11 protein-coding genes are annotated in these 19,283 nt (G+C 55.5%); 1 reads left to right on the forward strand and 10 read right to left on the reverse strand.

All coding sequences use genetic code 11. The features are described 5' to 3' along the window. Positions 1 to 7: 7 nt before the first annotated feature. From pta to ACKPCT_RS16705, 6 genes are all read right to left on the reverse strand, one after another. Positions 8 to 2,098, reverse strand: a complete 2,091-nt coding sequence (pta, locus tag ACKPCT_RS16680) for a phosphate acetyltransferase (protein ID WP_090075147.1) — start codon at positions 2,096 to 2,098, stop codon at positions 8 to 10. 924 nt (positions 2,099 to 3,022) lie between these two features. Next, a complete protein-coding gene (locus ACKPCT_RS16685; RefSeq protein ID WP_319567458.1) occupies positions 3,023 to 4,771 on the reverse strand; it encodes a peptidase M14 in 1,749 nt (582 codons plus the stop codon). Next, positions 4,768 to 5,607, reverse strand: a complete 840-nt coding sequence (locus tag ACKPCT_RS16690) for an ABC transporter permease (protein WP_407062740.1) — start codon at positions 5,605 to 5,607, stop codon at positions 4,768 to 4,770. Before ACKPCT_RS16690 ends, ACKPCT_RS16685 begins: the two co-directional genes overlap by 4 nt. A gap of 17 nt (positions 5,608 to 5,624) precedes the next feature. Beyond that, entirely contained in the window at positions 5,625 to 6,548 is a 924-nt protein-coding gene (locus ACKPCT_RS16695) for an ABC transporter permease (RefSeq protein ID WP_090075190.1), read from the reverse strand. A 101-nt stretch (positions 6,549 to 6,649) separates the two neighbouring features. Beyond that, positions 6,650 to 8,179: an ABC transporter substrate-binding protein gene (locus tag ACKPCT_RS16700; protein WP_090075150.1), complete on the reverse strand. Its 1,530-nt coding sequence runs from the start codon at positions 8,177 to 8,179 to the stop codon at positions 6,650 to 6,652. A gap of 41 nt (positions 8,180 to 8,220) precedes the next feature. After that, positions 8,221 to 10,056 carry an ABC transporter ATP-binding protein gene (locus ACKPCT_RS16705; RefSeq protein WP_319567459.1) on the reverse strand — a complete coding sequence of 612 codons (1,836 nt, stop codon included), beginning with the start codon at positions 10,054 to 10,056 and terminating at the stop codon, positions 8,221 to 8,223. Between the two features lie 745 nt (positions 10,057 to 10,801). Between ACKPCT_RS16705 and ACKPCT_RS16710 the strand changes: the two genes are divergently transcribed. After that, entirely contained in the window at positions 10,802 to 12,346 is a 1,545-nt protein-coding gene (locus ACKPCT_RS16710) for an aldehyde dehydrogenase family protein (RefSeq protein ID WP_090075152.1), read from the forward strand. Between the two features lie 167 nt (positions 12,347 to 12,513). On the opposite strand, the gene ACKPCT_RS16715 is transcribed toward ACKPCT_RS16710, so the two are convergent. From ACKPCT_RS16715 to ACKPCT_RS16730, 4 genes are all read right to left on the reverse strand, one after another. Then, positions 12,514 to 14,727: a hybrid sensor histidine kinase/response regulator gene (locus ACKPCT_RS16715; RefSeq protein WP_319567460.1), complete on the reverse strand. Its 2,214-nt coding sequence runs from the start codon at positions 14,725 to 14,727 to the stop codon at positions 12,514 to 12,516. Between the two features lie 2 nt (positions 14,728 to 14,729). Then, on the reverse strand, positions 14,730 to 15,902 hold the full coding sequence (locus tag ACKPCT_RS16720) for an FIST N-terminal domain-containing protein (protein WP_319567461.1): 1,173 nt from the start codon (positions 15,900 to 15,902) through the stop codon (positions 14,730 to 14,732). Positions 15,903 to 15,954: 52 nt separating this feature from the next. Then, positions 15,955 to 16,653: a response regulator transcription factor gene (locus ACKPCT_RS16725; protein ID WP_319567462.1), complete on the reverse strand. Its 699-nt coding sequence runs from the start codon at positions 16,651 to 16,653 to the stop codon at positions 15,955 to 15,957. Positions 16,654 to 16,821: 168 nt separating this feature from the next. Continuing rightward, positions 16,822 to 18,807, reverse strand: coding sequence for a hypothetical protein (locus ACKPCT_RS16730; RefSeq protein ID WP_319567463.1), 1,986 nt, complete (start codon positions 18,805 to 18,807; stop codon positions 16,822 to 16,824). Positions 18,808 to 19,283 lie beyond the last annotated feature (476 nt).

A 19,283-nucleotide genomic window follows, 5' to 3' on the forward strand; every position in this document is an offset into this window, starting at 1 on the left:
GGTTAGCTTAGGCCTTTTCAGCACCAGCCTGAATGGCCGTCAGAGCGATGGTATAGACGATATCGTCAACCAGAGCACCGCGAGACAGGTCGTTCACTGGCTTGCGCAGACCCTGAAGCATCGGGCCGACGGAGACGACATCAGCAGACCGCTGAACAGCCTTGTAGGTGGTGTTACCGGTGTTCAGATCCGGGAAGATGAACACGTTGGCATGACCATCGAGCGGGCTGCCCGGCGCTTTCTGGCGGTTGACGCTCTCAACGGAAGCCGCATCATACTGGATAGGGCCGTCGATGATGATGTCAGGGCGTTTTTCCTTCACGATGGCCGTTGCCTCGCGCACCTTGTCAACATCAGCGCCAACACCGGAGGTGCCGGTGGAATAGGAAATCATGGCAACTTTCGGCAGGATACCGAAGGCCTTGGCGGAATCGGCAGACTGCATGGCCACTTCAGCCAGCTGGGCTGCATCCGGGTCCGGGTTGATGGCGCAGTCGCCATAAACCAGAACCTGATCCGGCATCAGCATGAAGAAGACCGAAGACACGATGGAGTTGCCCGGAGCGGTCTTGATCAGCTGCAGAGCAGGACGCACGGTGGAAGCCGTGGTGTGAACAGCGCCGGAAACCAGACCTTCAACGTCGCCGGTTGCCAGCATCATGGTGCCCAGAACCACATTGTCTTCCAACTGTGCTTCAGCCTGATCGGGGGTCAGGCCTTTCTTTTTGCGCAGCTCGCACATCGGTTCGATATATTTGCCGCGGATTTCGTCAGGATCGACAATTTCAAGTCCGGCAGGCAGGGTAATGCCATGGCTTTTGGCAACAGCTTCCACATCGGCAGGTTTGGCCAACAGCTGGCACCGGGCGATATTCTTTTCAACGCAGATGGCCGCAGCACGCAGTGTGCGTGGCTCGTCGCCTTCCGGCAGAACAATGGTTGCGCCAGCGCGGCTTGCATCCTTGATCAGGCGATGGCGGAACATTGGAGGAGGCATGTGAACGGTCGCATCTCCACTGTCATCCAGGCGCAGAGCCGCCAGATCCGTGTGGTCGGCGGTGTGATCCATCAGTACTTCCATGCGTGGGTCATCGCCCAGACGGACACGACGGTCCATGGCAGCCAAACGGGTTGCCGCATCAAAAGTCTGTTCTTCGATTTCCAGAATGGTGAGATCGGAAAAGCGAGCGCTGAGGAACTCATCAAGGGAAGGCGAAAGCGGAACGCCGCAGGTCAGCATCAGGCCGGCAATCGGCATGCCGGAGCTTTGAGCCAGAGCGGTTGTCATGATGACGTCGGAGCGGTCGCCCGGCGTGACAACGAGGGTGCCCGGTTTGAAGAGCTTGACCAGATGCTCTGGTGGGCGTGCAGCAACAACCACATCTTCCATGCGTGCCGCATCAAGACCACCCTTGTAGCGGATGTTGCAGCCCATTTCAGCCACGACATCCTTTAGACGCGGTGCGTTGAGAGTCTGGGTTACCGGATAGGCAGCAATCACCGGGAAGTTGAGATTGGCTTGTTCGAGCGCCACTTTGATGTCGCTGGCGAGCGAAACATCCGGCAGGCGACCGATCATAACACCAGCCAGCGGACGAACGGCTGTGTTGACACGCAGAGCAACGTCGCGCGCCGCATCCACGATGGCATCAACATCGCCGGATTTACCGGAGAGAACCGCAATGACTTCTGCAGCAAGGCTGCGCCCCATGGCCACGTCCAGATCGCTGATCAGGTTGTGATCCTCGGCAGGAACGACCCCTTCAACGACAACGATTTCGGCATCCCCGCGGGCTTCTTCAACCAGCGCCACGATATCTTCGAGCAAGGTGCTGATATTACCGGAGCGGATCTGGTCTTCCGCATGGGCCAGAGAGATCGGCTCTGGAACGGTCAGGTTACACAGGGAGCGTGCGAAATGAACCGAGATATCCTCTTCGCCATCCTCAAAGGTGGAATCGGCAACAGGCTTGGCAAAAGCCACCGTGTGGCCTGCGCGCTGCAGAGCGCGAACAAGGCCAAGCGCCGGCGTGGCGAGACGGAACGCATCCGTCGTCGGCGTCAAAAAGAGCGTGCGGGGTTTAGCAGGAGCGGTCATGAAGGCTACTGTCCTTTTGTTGGTGGTGGCCTTGCCATCATCAAAAGCGATGAACGCAATGTCACTCTGGGGCCAGCGCTCAGCATCTGGAGGAATGATGAGAGCTGCCGATCCTCGGCGGTTATGAATTTTAAGATGACGCCAGACCGTCCCTGAGACGGGCTCGTCTTAATCCGGCATCATGCTTGATGCCGGTAAGCGGGCATCATCGCATTATTCCATTGGCATGCACGTTGACTAAGATCTCACCGGTGCCAACGGGTCACGACGAAGGCATAGCGAGAGTCAAAAAATTGTTCGTACGGACTAAGGCGATAGGCTAAGACGTCACACGCGTCAAGTGCCTTGTCCCGGCCCAAAGCGCCCGATTTGGCGTCACCCGCACCCCCGTTCGGCTTTTGAGACAAGCCATGGAAAGCACAGGCATTTTTTTCCCGTTTCGAGATCTCATATCAGCATCGCATTGCGGTACAGATTTTCCGGATAAGACAGGTGACCATCGAGCTGGCAGGGGCAAGATTGGCGTATTGATTTGCCAATCAAGGGCTTCTCTCCAGAGGAAAGAAGCCAGAAAAATCATCAGGTTATTTTGTTTATAGCTGGAGAAAGCGCAAGAATGTCGCCTCACTGGACAAAAATGTGCAGCTCCTGATGACAGAAGAAGGAGGCTTCAAACCGAATTTTCCTTTAAAACTCATATTTTAGCCCTCCCAATTTTGCATAACGACTATTACGAAGACAAAATGTCGCGATCAATTTTTTGCTATCGTGGGCCGATTTCTAGTGAACAAAATCTGGATATCTTCCTATCGGCGCAGGCTTGCTTTTTTGCAGCATCAGCCTTGCACCACGATATGGGCCGGAAGCCTTTTACAGACGGCAAAAAGCCCTGTTCAATCCAAGCAAAAACACGCCACCTTCCCCTTATTCATCCGCGTTCGGGAAGACCATGGACTGCCAAACATCATAGGCGGCAACTGCGGTATTCATCTGCGCGGTGTGCCCCTGAATGAAGTCATCGCCATAGATAGACTCGTCGGGATATTCGGTGATGAGCGTGATCGGAACCCGGTGGCGATCATCAACCGACAGCATGACAGGAAAGCCATTCACAACAGGCCATTCAGGCTTGCCTGCATGGGTAGTGTAAAGGTCAATCTCCTGGGCGTTGTAATCCACGAGCACCTTATTGGCAGCAAGCCGTTCGGTCACCTGTTCGATCAGCGAGTAGGCTTGTTGCTTCCAGTTCTCATGATAGCGGACAATCAGGAAAAAGCCCTTGGGTAGAGTCCACATCTCAAAGCCACGTGGCACATACCCGGTCAAGGGGCGGGTCCATTCATGGGCTGGATAACCATGCAGATTGACATGCAGCTTCGCGCCCGTCAGTCGCTCGGCTTCAAAGCGGATCGCCGTTTCATAAGGATCGTCAGAAGAACGATATTCCAGATCGCAGCCAAAGGCAGTGTAGCGTGCCGCATGATGCATATGGTGGGGGTTATCCGCTCTCAGACGCCACCCCATCTGGTAGCCATCCGGATTCTCCAGAGGAGACACGACGAAATGCGCATCCGGTCGCTTGGCTAATTCAAGGCCCGAACGCATGGCACCAGCAGCGCCGGTCACTTCATTGGCATGCTGACCTCCGCTGATGATGATCGGGCGCTCCGGTCCTTCATGATAGCATGCGGAAACCAATCGTCCGGCACGGGAGCGGGCTGAAAAGGGCGCCCCCTTGATGCTTGCCAGCTCTTTGCGAATACGGGCCGCGGTGAAAGGCGTGGTGAGCTTCTCAACAGTTTCAGCTTGCTTCACTTCTGTCTCGTCATCGGTGAGCGGACGCAGCGAAACCTTGACCGTCAGGGCTTTCCCGACTTCCCCTTTGAGGATTTCGGGCACAATCTGCCCGGGCATCAGGCCGCGGTCGCCAACGGGACGACCAGATTTCTTCTGAAACAACTCAAGCAGGGAGAAGTAGAACTCTTCATGCAGAGCTTCCCTGAGGCTGATCAGGGCATCAACCGGCGCCATGGGCAGCCATTCATCTTCCGCCGGATGGGTGACCGTGATGTTCAGTTCGCCAAAATAGGGTTCATCCGGGCCCCAGTCATGATCAATCATGCTTTGCATCGCCGCTTCAAACAGCAGCTCATAGTCGGTCTTGAAAGCTTCATCCAGGCCGTCACCGGTGCGAATCCAGCCGGTCGGGGACAGCGCTTTCTCCCCGATGGAATCATCATGCACCCGGTTCGGCGCAAACAGCTGCACGGTTTCCTCGCGTCCGTCCTGCCACTTCATATGGATGCCATATTTCAGGTCATCCCCTAAAGGCGCGGGAGAGAAACGCACGTCAGCCGGAGCAAGCAGGGCCGCTAGAGGATAGGCTTCCAGCAGGAAGCGGTTTTCAGGCGCGGCAGCATGAACCGGATAGCTGATCTCCACCAGCGCCAGTCCTTCACAGGCCACATCTTCGCGGAAATAATGGACAAGCGGCTTGTAGGCGCTATGCACCCGCGCGGCGATCCCTTGCGCCTTGAGCGTTGTTTCCAGCGCACGGCGGGTGGCCGTATCATCAAACAGCCAGATATCGGCCTGTTTGCTCTTGCGGGAGGCCAAAAGCTCCGCAACAAGATCGGTGCTGCGGGGGAAGGAGGATTCGAACAGAAGTGTCATAGAGATGTCTTTCCGGTGGGATCGAGCTGATCACGCATCCAGTCGCCCAGAAGGTTGAGGCCGAGCACGGTCAGCATGATGGCCAGACCGGGGAACACGCTAACCCACCAGGCAGTTTGCAGATAAGAGCGGCCTTCAGCAAGCATGCCACCCCAGGTCGGGATCGTCGGATCGACACCCATGCCCAGGAAGGTCAGGCTGCTTTCCAGCAGGATATTGTTGGCCACGTTAAGGGTCATCAAGACAATGACCGGGCCGGTGAGATTGGGCAGAAGATGCTGCACGATGATGCGCCAATCCTTGACCCCGATAGCGCGCGCCGCAAGGATGAACTCCCGGTCGCGCAGAGCCAGAACCTGTCCGCGCACAAGACGGGCATATTGCACCCACTGGGACACGATCAGCAGTATGATCGTGTTTATGAGGCTGCCGCCTAGAATGGCGATGAAGGTGATGGCGAGCAAAATGAAGGGCAAGGCCAGCTGGATATCGACAAAGCGCATCATCAGCATGTCAGTGATGCCGCGATAAAAGCCGGCAATCAGGCCGATGGTCACCCCGAGCGTTACTGCGCCGATGACGGACGTTACACCAATCAAAAGCGATATGCGCCCACCGGCAACCACGCGAGCCAACACATCACGCCCCAGCGGATCAGATCCTAGCGGATGCTCGGGCTTGGCAAAGGGCGGGGTCAGGCGGGAGAGCAAATCGATCTTGTCCACGCCATCGGGAAACAGCTGATGGGCAAAGAGAGCCGACAGCAGAATGACAATCAGCAGCGTAGCCCCCACGATGAGTTCCATGCTGAGATCGAAGGATCGTTTCTTTTTCATGCTTTCAGCCATCTCTTCTACTCCGTCCGAATGCGTGGGTCGACAAGTCCGTAAATGATGTCGACGGCCAGATTGACGAGAATGATCATCAGGGACAGGACCATGATGGTGGCCTGCAATACCGGATAGTCACGAGCGCCGACCGCATCAAATGCCAACGTGCCCATGCCGGGCCAGTTGAAGACACGCTCGATGACCACGATGCCGCCCAGCAGGCCGCCAAACTGAAGGCCTAGATAGGTGATGAGCGGAATGGCGCAGTTGCGCAGGGCATGCTTATAAAGCACTTTGCGTTCGGAAAGCCCCTTGGCGCGAGCGACCATAATATATTGCGCATTGAGCGTTTCCAGCATGGTGGTGCGCACCAGCCGCACATTCGTCGCAGTCAGGATGATGCCCATGGTTACGCTAGGCATGATGTAAGACAGGGATCCGACCATGCCGCTTGGCGGCAACAGGTTCCATGTGATGGAAAAGACCAGAACCAGCATGATCGCCAGCCAGAAGTTCGGGAAGGAAAGGCCAACCAGCGAGAACACGCGAATGACCTGATCCACCATCTTGTTGCGATGCACCGCTGCGGTGATGCCCAGCGGAATGGAAATCATGATGGAGACCAGCATGGACCAGAAAGCCAGCACCAGCGTGGAGGGCAACGCCCCCTTGATCAGCAGGCCAACCGAGGTTCCGCCCAGAAAGCTTTTGCCGAAATCGAAGGTCACCATGCCTCGTAGAAATTCGAAATATTGCACCAGGAACGGCCGGTTAACCCCGAGGGCCTCGCGGATGCGGGCCAGATCGGCTTCCGTGATACTGCCTGCCCCTTGCGTCAGCATCAGGGCCGGATCGCCGGTCAGGCGAATGGCATATGACACCAGCAATGTGACGATAAGCGTTGCGAAAATCGCCTGAAGCATGCGTTTGACGATAAATCCGGCCATCAATCCGATCTCCGTTTCTTCTTCAAGAGCCTTGCCCGGGGCAAGGAAGGGGAGAGGGCGGCAGCGACCGCCGCCCCGAGCCATAGTCCATAAGGACTTCGTTACTGCTTGATGCTGACCGTGTTCAGCTTGACGCGGTTATCCGGAGCCGGCACGAAGCCTTCAAGGCGCTTGTTGACGCCATAGATGGCTTTGAGGCCATAGAGCGGCATTTCCAGAGCTTCATCAGCGACATAGGCGGCGATGTTCTTGAGCAGCTCTTCACGCTTTGCCACATCGGTCATAGGACGCTGTTCTTCAAGCATGGCGTCGAGTTTGGCATCGGTGCCATATGGGTTCCATTTCTGGCCCGTATGATAGAGCAGATAGGCGGTGTTATCATAGTCGAGGGTCCAGCCACCCCAGCTCTGCTGGAACAGGGCACCGGTCTTGCCTTGCGGCACGATATCGTTCAGGAACACGCTGTTCTCGTATGGCTTGATGACAGCTTTCAACCCGACGGTCTGCAAATAGGCACCAACAGCCTGCACCACTTCGTTGAAGGTCGGCTTGCCTGCGCGGATATCGATCTGGATTTCCGTGCCCGGAGCAACGCCAGCCGCTTTCAGCAGCTTCTTGGCTTCTTCAGGATTGTAAGGCAGCGGCTTCAGCTCGGGATCATAGCCAAAGGAGAGCGAGCTCTGGAAGCTTGCGATTTCTTCGGCTTCACCTGCCAAGAGAGATTTGATGATGGTGGAGCGGTCAACGGCCATGACAATGGCCTTGCGCACATCCTTATTGGCAGTGATGCCGTCGCGGGTGTTGAAGCGCAAACCATAAACGGTTGGACCAGCGGTAGAAACAACATCGAGCTTGGCATCGTCCTTGACGACAGAAAGCATTGAAATCGGCAGATCTTCGACAATGTCGAGGCGCCCGGCCTGCAGCTCGGCGACAGCTGTGGTCAGCTCGGAAATAAAGCGATATTCCAGTTCGGATACCTTGGCGACATCGCCCCAATAGTCCGGATTTGCCTTCAGTTCCAGATCAACCTTCGGCTCGTAGGAAACGAAGCTGAAAGGGCCGGTGCCGACCGGATGGGTATTGAAATAGTCTTCGCCTTTTTCCGTGATATATTTAGGCGGCACGATCATGGCGCCATACCCTGCCAGCTTGGTCAGCAGAACCGGATCTGGCTGGGTGAGATGGAAATCAACGGTATAGTCATCAATGATTTCAACGCTTTCAACCGAGGTGTAGTTGGCGCGCTGCGGACCTTTTGCCCCGATTTCACCCAGCAGGCGATCGAAGGTAAATTTGACGGCTTCGGCGTTGAATGGCTCGCCATTATGGAATTTCACACCTTCGCGCAGCTTGAAGCGAATGCGCACGCCCTCATCAAGCACTTCCCAACTGGTGGCAAGGCCCGGATGCAGTTTGGCATTGGTGTCGCGTTCGGTCAGGCCGTCAAAGATGTTCGAGCCGACAGCGCCCCATGCGACAAGAAATGTATCGATTGGGTCCCAACTGCCTGGATCAAGAGCGACGGAGACAGAAAGCTTGCCTTCTGCCATGGACTGGCTGGTTGCCATGCCCATGCTGGCAATGGCCATGACAGCCACGGCAGCAGTCGTTTTCAGAAATTTATTCATTTTGATGTTCCCTCTTTTGACGAACTTTTTGATGAAGTGATTTATTGGTTGGCGACAAGGTGACCGGGTGCGACCTCCCGATGGGAAAGGCGAGCCGGTTCATTGCCCACGGCCCGAATGGGGCTGGGGATGTCGGCTTCATTGATGGCCATCATGATACGCTGGTGCGGATCGGCAATCGGCACGGCAGCGAGCAGATTCTGCGTGTAGGAGTGGGTCGGGTTTTCAAACACCTGACGGCGACTGCCAAATTCGACAATCTGCCCCAGATAGAGCACGGCCACCCGATGGCTGATCTGTTCCACCACCGCCATATCATGGCTGATAAAGAGGTAGGAGAGCCCCCGCTCCTCCTGCAAATCCATGAAAAGATTGATAATCTGGGCCTGTACAGACACATCCAGCGCCGAAAGGGCTTCGTCCGCGATGATCAATTCGGGATCGGACGCAAGGGCGCGAGCGATGCAGATACGTTGGCGTTGCCCGCCCGAGAATTCGTGCGGATAACGCCGCCCATGGGATGCCGACAGGCCAACACGTTCCAGCAATTCGCTGACGCGTTTTTCGATCAGCTCTTGATCATGCAGAATGCCGTGGGTGCGGATCGGTTCCGCAATGGAGAAGCCCACCGTCTTGCGCGGATCAAGAGAGGCGTAAGGGTCTTGGAAAATATACTGGATCTTCTGCCGCAGGGCGCGCTTCTCGCCCCGGCCCATATCTGCAAACCGCTTGCCATTGAAGGTGATATTGCCTGCCTGGCTTTCCTGCAGCTGTTGAATGGTACGGCCGATGGTCGATTTGCCCGAGCCACTTTCGCCTACCAGAGCCAGCGTTTCTCCCGGGTAGATATCAAGGCTGATTTCCTCGACCGCATGCACCCGATGGGTTGGACGGCCCAGAAAATTCTTCTTCACATTGAAGCGCACGACAAGATCTTCCACACGCACCAGCGGGGCAGCTTCATAATTGGCGGTATTCTGAACTCGCAACTCCCCTTCTGTGTGAGCTCCTGCCTCATCATAGACCGAAACCGGCAGGCGTTTCGGGAAATCCTCACCATTCATGGCACCCAGCTTGGGCACAGCCGAAAGCAGCGTCTGGGTGTAGAGATGCTGCGGATTGGTGAAAATGGCCTCCACGGGCTGCTCTTCCACCTTGTGACCCTTGCGCATGACGACCACATCGTCGGCCATTTCCGCCACAACGCCCATGTCGTGTGTGATGAAGATGATTCCCATGTCGAGGCTGTCTTTCAGATCCCGCAAAATTGCCAAAATCTGGGCCTGAATGGTTACATCCAGCGCGGTGGTCGGCTCATCTGCAATCAACAGCTTGGGACGACAGGCCAGTGCCATGGCGATCATAACGCGCTGACGCATGCCGCCGGACAGTTGGTGCGGATAGCGGCCAATGATGCTTTCTGCGTCAGCCAGACGCACCATCTTAAGCAGTTTCACCCCTTCGGCCAAAGCCTCCTTGCGTGCCATACCCTCATGCAGCTGCAGGACCTCGGCAATCTGGTCACCGATTGTGAAGACAGGATTGAGCGAGGTCATCGGTTCCTGAAAGATCATGGCAATTTCCTTGCCACGGATGGCGCGCATTTCCTGCTGCGACAGGGCAAGCAAATCCTGCTCTCCCTTAGTCGATTCAAACAGAATGCGTCCGCCCAGATAGTGCGCCCCGGAAATATCTGCGAGCCGCAGGATCGACAGGGACGTGACCGACTTGCCCGAACCGCTCTCGCCGACGATGGCCAAGGTCTGGCCGGAGCGCACCGAGAAGCTGAGATCTTCAACCACCTTTTCGGCACCGAATGCCACGGTGAGGTTTTCTACCCTGATGAGAGAGGATGCATCGGAGGAACTCTCTTTCACTGTTCAACCTTTCAAAATTCTTCAGCCGAGCAGCGCTGGCAGGAGAGGCAACTAAAACATTTTCCCTAGGACAGGGACGCCGGCTAGCGGGCGATGATCTATGTTTTGAGGGGAAATTCAGCGGGGGAAACATGAATTCCCGTGCGTTCTGTCAACGCGGGGGACACACTCAAACAATGCCAAAAACTTGTATTACATATGTCGACAAATATGTCGAAATGAAAAGAAAAATCAACTGTAAAAATTATTGTTGCACCAACAGCTTGATCAAATCGGTGCATGCACGAAAGATCTTGGACCACCCCTGATTGCAGGATCATTTTGGGGCCATTGGCTATCTGTCTCGATTCCAAGACAGAATCCCCGGACTGAACCTGCTTTGCTTGCAAGCCCAGCGCGCAGCCATGATCAGTGAGACAAATGAACGCAGCGAGCCTTGCCTTCGGCCTGTTCAACAACGAGCTGGCCTACCGGACCATTAGCCCCGTGCCAAAGTCGGCATTTGTCGTTTCGAACCCGCTTGTCGCACTGCGGTAAGTCATTGTTTTCCCGACAAGTGAGTCATCACAATTTTCTACGTAAATACACTAATACTTAAGATAGGCACCTTGGTCTCATAGGCGCGCGAGCGGGTCGGTTTTAATCTGGAATAGTTACACCTTGCGGACCGTCAGAAATAAGCAGACCCACGAGCAAGAGGTCCGACAGGATCTGGGCGGCACGCAGCATTTTTGGGAGGAAAATCATGGATATCAATACACCGATCAGCCGCAGTGCGGCGCTTGATACGACGCATCTTAATGTGGAATTCCCGTTCAAGCCCCGCTATGGCAACTTCATCAATGGCGCATTCGTCGAACCGAAGTCCGGGCAGTATTTCGAGAATGTGACGCCCATCACCGGCGAAGTCATCTGCGAATGCGCCCGTTCCAACGCCGATGACATCGAAGCCGCGCTGGATGCAGCTCATGCGGCCTTCCCGACCTGGGGCAAGACCTCGCTGACAGAGCGTTCCAACATGCTGCTCAAGATCGCGGATCTGATGGAAGCCAACACCCAGATGCTGGCCGTGGCCGAAACCATCGACAATGGCAAGCCGATCCGCGAATCCATCGCGGCCGACGTGGCACTGGCGATCGATCATTTCCGCTATTTCGCTGGCTGCATCCGTGCAGAAGAGGGGCATATCTCGGAGATTGATCACAACACCTATGCCTATCACATTCCTGAGCCATTGGGCGTGGTTGGGCAGATCATCCCGTGGAACTTCCCGCTTCTGATGGCGGTCTGGAAGATGGCTCCGGCGCTTGCTGCAGGCAACTGCGTGGTGCTCAAGCCTGCCGAGCAGACTCCGGCTTCTATCATGGTCTTTCTGGATCTGGTCGGTCATCTGCTGCCGCCCGGCGTGCTCAACGTCGTCAATGGCTTCGGTCTGGAAGCAGGCAAACCGCTCGCCTCGTCCAACCGCATTGCCAAGATCGCCTTTACGGGCGAGACGACCACGGGTCGTCTGATCATGCAATATGCCTCGCAGAATCTCATTCCCGTGACGCTGGAGCTTGGTGGTAAATCGCCCAATATCTTCTTTGAAGACATCATGGATGCAGACGATGCCTATTTTGACAAATGTCTTGAAGGCTTCTCGATGTTCGCCCTCAACTCTGGTGAGGTCTGCACCTGCCCGTCTCGTGCCCTGATTCAAGAATCCATCTATGACGACTTCATGGCCCGTGCATTGGAGCGCGTGAAGAAGGTCAAGCAGGGTAATCCGCTCGACATGGAAACAATGATCGGCGCACAGGCTTCCGGAGAACAGAAGGAAAAGATCTCGTCCTATCTGACAATCGGTGAACAGGAAGGCGCCACCTGCCTGATGGGTGGCACGGTTGCCAATCTGCCCGGCCTAGAAGGGGGCAACTATATCAATCCGACGGTCTTCAAGGGTGACAACAAGATGCGCATCTTCCAGGAGGAAATTTTCGGGCCAGTATTGTCCGTTTGTACCTTCAAGGATGACGAGGAAGCATTGGCCATCGCCAACGATACCGACTATGGCCTTGGCGCAGGTATCTGGACCCGCAACGGCAACCGTGCCTTCCGCTTCGGTCGTGAGATTCAGGCCGGTCGTGTCTGGACCAACTGCTACCATGCCTATCCGGCTCATGCGGCCTTTGGCGGCTACAAGCAATCTGGCATCGGGCGTGAAAACCACAAGATGATGCTTGAGCATTATCGCCAGACCAAGAATATGCTGGTGAGCTATTCAACCGATGCTCTCGGTTTCTTCTGATACTCCCGCAGGGCTCCGGCCCTGCCCCCCTTCCGGGGATGCGTGGGTTTAGATATTTCCCGGAAGGACGGGCTTGCAAAAGCCAACACCCACAACGAAGACGAAGACCATCAAGATGTTACAGTCCCCCAGCTGTTCACGGTGAGCCAATAGGCCTGAAAGCAAGCCTATCGGCTCACCGCATCTTCCAGAAATTCCCTCAATTCCAACGGGTTCAATGGTTTATGATGCAATGATGCCCCCATCCGTCGGCAGTGGTCGGCCAATAAAGGCGAACGGTTGGCCGAGATGATGCAAGTGGGCACCTTGCCATAACGCTCGCGCAAACGCTCCACCACATCGGTGCCCAGCTTGCCATCATCTAGCTGGTAATCCGCGATGATGGCATCGGGTGCGATATCGAGCTCTTGCAAGACCGAAACCGCTTCCTCTTCTCTGGCGCAGGGCAACACGTCCACACCCCATTTTTCCAGTGTGATCGTGATGGCGCTCCTGAGGCTATCGTCATTTTCAAGCAGCAGCACGATGTGATGCTCTAGGCTCAGGCGCTTTTCCTTGCCCAGAAGGATCAGATCATCGGGCAGGTCGCATTTTGGCGCCACCGACGAGATCGGCAGCTCAACCGAGAAGCAAGTGCCCTTGCCCACCTGAGACTGAAGATGCAGGGGATGTTTGAGCAGGCGGCAGGCGCGCTCCACGATGGCGAGCCCAAGCCCCATGCCGTCTGCTGCGCTGACGCTGGCATTAAGGCGCTGGAATTCATCAAAGATCCGGCCGCGCTCATGTTCTGGAATGCCGGACCCCGTATCCCTCACTTCAACAAACAGGCGTCCCTGCCGTTTGCGCACCCCGACCAGCACCTTGCCCTGCCGGGTATAGCGAATGGCGTTGCTGATCAGGTTCTGCAGGATACGGCGCAAATAGGACGCGTCGCTATCGACAACGGCCGGAGGCGCGATCATGCGGAATTGCAGGCCCTTCTTTTCAGCGAGCGGCCCCAATTCATCGCGCAACTGATCCAGAATCTGGTGCAGGGACACCGGACCCACATGCAGTGCCGCCCGGCCGGAATCCAGCTTTGAAATATCAAGGAGCGCATTGAGGATATTCTCCGCGCTCATTAAGGCATTGCTGGCCTTGGAAATGCGCTCGGCCAGCTCCGGCTCTTCGATTTCGCTTTCCAGGGAGGCTACAAACAACTTGGCCGCGGAGAGAGGTTGCAACAGATCGTGGCTGGCGGCGGCCACGAAACGGGACTTGGAGGCATTGGCTCGTTCAGCCTCCCAGAGCGCGTCTTCCAGCTCCAGCGTGCGCTCGGTGACCCGTTGTTCCAGTGTTTCATTCACTTCTGATATGGCCCGCACAGCTGCCCGCTCGGCGGACACATCGGTAAAGCTGATCACGAAGCCCTCATCGGGCATCTGCTGGGCAAAGACCGCCAATGTCCGCTCTTTGCCGATAACAATCTCGAAGGAGAGCGGCGCGCGGCAGACCCCATCCCGCACCCATTTTTCGATCAGGCCAACATCGGTCTTGTTGGAAACGCTCACCTTGGTGCAGATCTGCTTGTAAAGTGCAGCAAAGCTATTGCCCAACTGAAACTGCCTTGCGGGAATGCTGAGCAGTTCACCGGCCCGCTGGTTCCAGCCTATGAGCCTGTTCTGATTATCAAAAATGCAGATACCCTGATTAAGATGCTCCAGCGTGGCGCGGATGAGACGGGCCTGACCATCGAGCAGTCGCTCTCGCTCCTGCCGTTCGAGCAACACCATGTCGGTGATGTCGGTTTGCAGAATGACGGTGCCCCCGTCCGGGGTGCGATGTTCGCTCACCTGTAGCCAGCAATCCCCGGCCATGCGCACATTGAAGGCAACGTGGCTGTCCTTATGTCGTTCCATCCGGTTGGCCGCCCAGATTTTCGCCGTTTGCGCCTCGGGCAGATCAAAATAGGCACTGGTGCTGACCATCCGGACATAGTCCTCGAAATGCAGCCCGGGCTTGAGGTGAGGATGGATGTCAAGCATGGGCAAGCCAAACCGGCTGTTGCACATGACCAGCACATCGTGAGCATCGAAGAGGGCAAAGCCCTCCTGCACTGTTTCGAGGGCATTGGCCAGATTGACCCGAGCCGTTTCGGTTTCCGCATTGGCCTTGGCGAGGCGGGCATTGGATTCATTGAGCAGATCCAGCGCCCGTTCCAGATCATGGGTGCGTGCCCGCACCTCATCTTCAAGCAAGACTGCGCGCTGGAACTGGGCATAGGCCACGCCGGAGGCGTCGACGCCCTTCTCCACCCGCCGCATCAGGGTCGTGACGATCTTGAGCAGCTTTTCATTCTGCCGCTCCAACGTGTCATTGGGATTGATGAGACCGTGATCCAAAGTCACACCTCTTCAGGTGGATAGATGGCGACACCGGTGAGCGTCTGGTTGACATGCATGGAGTTATATTGCTCGCCATAGGTGGAAAAGCCCACCACTCGATTGTTGGCCAAAATCTGTGAGAGTTGGCCAAGCTGCTGCTTCTGCTCGGCTTCCAGACGCCGCAGGATGCAATCAAACGCGATAATCGCATCCGGTTCTTTCGGGTCAGCCAAAGCATGCAGCTCCCTGTTGAGGTGATCGGCCATATTCTGAGGCTCGGCCAATGTCAGCACGACGCCTTCATCGATGGCGGAAAAGAACACCAGATCGCCATTGTCTGCCACTCGCTGAATGGCCCGCACATGGTGCTGGCCACCGAACTGGACCACCACCGGATGGGCCGCAAAGATGAATGGTGTCAACTGCTCAGGATCCTTGCCAAGGATACGGGCATATTCCCGTGCTGCCGGTTCGGCATTGATCTCGGAGACCACGCGCCGAGAAGGATCGGCTCCGGTGACGACCATGCGCGTCTGGGCGGGCAGCAAATGATCGGTCTTGAAGACCCGGATCGGACATCGGCTGATCATCTGCACCAGCACCGCAGCATTGGAAGCCACCTTGCCATCATGCAAAACGAAGGTGCGGGTGAAGTCGGTGCCATCCCCCGCCGAGCCGCCCGATAGCGGCACCGGTCCAAGCCCGAAGGAGATTTCCGCCGTCAATTGATCCTCGCAGGTCGAGAGACCATCGACCAGCAAAAGCGAGCATTCCGACTGCCATGACGGGGCTTGCACAGCGAGCGCATTACGATTGCGGATAATACTGGCCACCATCTGCTGGCCGTCAAGTGTGTCGAGATCTTCAATCAGCACATTGCGGGTCGCAAAGTGGCTTTCGGGAAAGCCCAGCGCCACAATTGTGCCCTCGGCATACCCGTCCCGCGTTATTTCTCCTGCCGTCGAGCATCCCACCAGTTTGGTTTTGCCAAAACTCTTGCCAAGGCGCGCGACAAAGGCGGCAATGTCGGTGCGGGGCGAAAAGAACAGGATAACAAGATCCAGATCATCCGGCTGAAGCGCCAATCGTAGCGTCTCCACCGCGTCGACAGCCTGACAATCCACGCAGCCGGTGCGCAGAATTGCATCCGCTCTCCCGCCCTCAAGGCCCATCTGTGCTGAACAGCTTGTCATCGCTCCTCCCCATTACCCGCCTCCCCATTGCCCACCGAAGGCACCCAGCGCGCTAGCTGGGCTCGCGCCCGTCATCAAACACATGCTCAAAGCTGGTTTTTCTGGCCACGAGGGCGGCCTGGGTGCGGCTTTTCACGCCCAACTTGCGCATGATGGCGGTGACATGGGCTTTTACGGTGGTCTCGGCGATGGAGAGTTCGAACGCGATCTGCTTGTTCAATTTGCCCTCGCAGATCAATTGCAGAATGCGGCCTTGCTGGTTGGTCAGCGATGCCAGGCGTTTGACGGTTTCGTCTTCGCTGAGGGCCGGGCTGTTTTCCAGCAGCTCATAGCCTGCGGGAATGAATTTTTGCCCCTGCGCCAATGTCTCGATGGCCTTTTGAAAGATTGCCCGGTTGGAATGCTTGGGAATGAAGCCGGACGCGCCGGTATGAATGACTGAACTGATGATCTTGTTGTCCGCCATGGAAGAGATGACCACGATCGGGGAACGCGTCGTGTTGCGCAAGCGCAAGAGTCCATCAAGCCCCTGCACATCGGGCAAGTTCAGATCTAGCATGATCAGGTCGGGACTATCATGCTCGATGATAATGTCCAGCGCGTCTTGCAGGCTGTTGACCGTATGAACGGATCGGATCGAAGACACCGCCTGCAGCGTCATGCAAAGGGCGTCACAAAATAACGGATGGTCATCAACGATCAGTGCAGACCGAAACTGAGCTAGTTGGCTATTCTCGTTATAGGCAAGCATGGCGCTCTCTTTTTGTTTGTGAGAGCACCAGTTTAGCAAAAGCCGGGCTTGGCGACCTATGAGGCAAAGGTCTTAGTTTAAAAGACCTGTAAGATACAATCTAAGACGTTATGATTATTGGGCTATTCAAAACAGGAGCAAGCGCCTCTTGACGTCGGCACAATCGCGTCAGAACTTCCAGATTGCACCATAGCGCCGCCCCTTGTCTGTTGCGAAGCCAGCGCCATACAGAGTGTCTCCGTAGCTATCAATATCATTCACGATGGCGTTGCTGTAGGAGTAGCGATTTTTCAGGTTGCCGGATCGATCGAAAAACACAACGGCAGAATAAGGCTTGCCCTCGTTTTCACGCAGCAGGACCGCGAGTTGGCCATTGCCATAAAACTCCAGATCCCGGATGACCAACCCTTCTTTCCAATTGGAGTCATTGCGCACAAACATGCGCCGCAAATCCGTCTTGCCATCGGCGGTCCAGACCAAATAGGCATCAACACGAGAACTGCCATCCTCATTTTTCTGGTTACCCATGCCCCAGACTACTCCGCCCATGGCAAAGGACTTCCGGTAGGTATCGACGGCTGCGGCTGTCATCCTGATGCCGCCACCCAAACTCGTATATTTCTGGAATACGCCTTTGGGCAGAATGTCTTGCGGTTTGAATATCTGCGCCTTCGTGCCTTCAAGTGTCACGCTGGAGGATTGGGCCTTAATCCGGATCCCATTCAAATAACCATTGCTGGGGGCGAAAAGCGTGCTCCTGCTGCCGGAAACGAGGGCCGTCCCTTGCTTGATACCGTCCTTGGAATGAACATCAAGAGCAATATGCGATCCATAATCGGAATAATTTGACAGGTCGTAGGGATCGCTCCATATCCTGTAAGCCTCAGTTTTGCCCTTCTCGTTCGAGACAAGCATATTTTGCGAATAACTCTCTGTGTTTTGCAATAGTAGGGCCATCAAACCACCGTCTTTGACCGCATACTCCAAAGAGTAACCCTTCTTGAAAGCTCCCGTTTTCTTATCCGGTTTCCTGTTGCCGAAATAGTGATAGGCGCTCACTTCGCTTTTCTTGTTCTTGGGAGAAATCAGGACGGTCGATACATCTCGCTGAGGATAGTCTGCAAAGATGAAAGCCTTTTCAGGGTCCGTATTCAAATAGCGAACATTTCGAAAGGGGCCATTCCCACTGAAGGAATAGCTGGTCACGATGGAACGTTTGTCGGCGCGGCCAACAAGCTGTACCCGCCTTCTGCCCGCATCCAGTGACAAGAATTCGATATCGCGGGCTTTGCTATTTTTACTTACATAACGCACAAAGTTTTGAGAGTTAATATTCGGAATTTTTTTCCAATCCCTGTCCTGCTCTGCGGGGTAGGGACGCGTTGGCAATGGTTTGGGAGCCGTTGGCTTTGTCGAAGCGGGAACAGGCGCCGATTTTGTCGATACGGTGGACGCGGAAGGCGTCCGCGAGGGAGACGTCGGCTTCTCTTCCAGAAACTGCATCGCAACAGCGCCACCCAAGAGCACCACGACAAAACCTGCGGCCACCAAAGCGATTTTTTTGCCTGAAGGGGCATTGCTGGCTTTACCCGCCTCTTCCTCTTTTGTGCCGTCCCCGGCTCCGTGGAGCGGTTGCGCACCTTCGGACGGTTCTTGCGGTTGCTCATCAGGCGGCCCATCCGACGATGCGCTTGCTGTGGCTGTTTCGGCTTCTTGTGCTGCTGAAGGCTCCGTTTGGGCTGGGCGGATGGATTCCTTTTGCCCCGAAGCTTGCGCATATGCGGCCTGATGGGCTTGTTGCGCTTCCCTTGCAGCGCGCTCTTTTCGGGCCTGCTCCTGTTGCGCCCGTTCCTGTTCCTCTGCCTCGGCTTTGCCCGCCGGACCATCGTCCTCTGGGGCAGATGCGGGCTCATCAGCAAAGGTCTCGATTACCAATAGCATTTTGCGTTCGTCCAGAATGGCATCGGCTAGCGGCGCTTGAATGACCCGCCCCTCATGGCCGCATTTGATGGCAATGCGGCGCCCTTCTGCCGTTTCGGCCAATAGAGCTCTCGTATCCGGTTTCACCAACTCACCGGGTGCAACGAAAACCTCTTTGACACAAAGCGGATAATGCGCAGCAACTGCGGGGGACATTATGGTTTTGAACGCCATGCTTGCGCCTTTGCTACCTATCTTGAGAGAAACGGGTCGAAAATGAACATGAAGAAATTTTGCACATTTATCGTCAAATGAGAAGTCTTCTAATCAAGCCTCCCCGAACAAAGCGTTATCTAATCGTGCCTTTTGACCGTGTTGATAAGAGCATCACTTATTCCGCCCAACTTACAAGCCTCCCATGTGCCCCTTTTTGCGCCTCCTACGATCGAGCGGTTATGCCTATTTTTTAACTATTCAAGCGAAAGAGAAAAGATCATCTCTTCCATCAATAATAATCGTACCGAAATTCTCATTATATTTTTTGATAATTGCGCCCTTAAAGTTACCCAACAGTCAGTTATCTCACTCGGAAGTACGCAATCCGAATAATTCCCGTAGTTTCAACAGAATAGTCTATGTAATGCAAACTTCATACAACTTATGGAGGGTATGTTTCGACCATACTTGCTGAAATACTATTGGACGGGGCG

Source organism: Cohaesibacter marisflavi, from assembly GCF_963665895.2.
GTDB lineage: Bacteria > Pseudomonadota > Alphaproteobacteria > Rhizobiales > Cohaesibacteraceae > Cohaesibacter > Cohaesibacter marisflavi.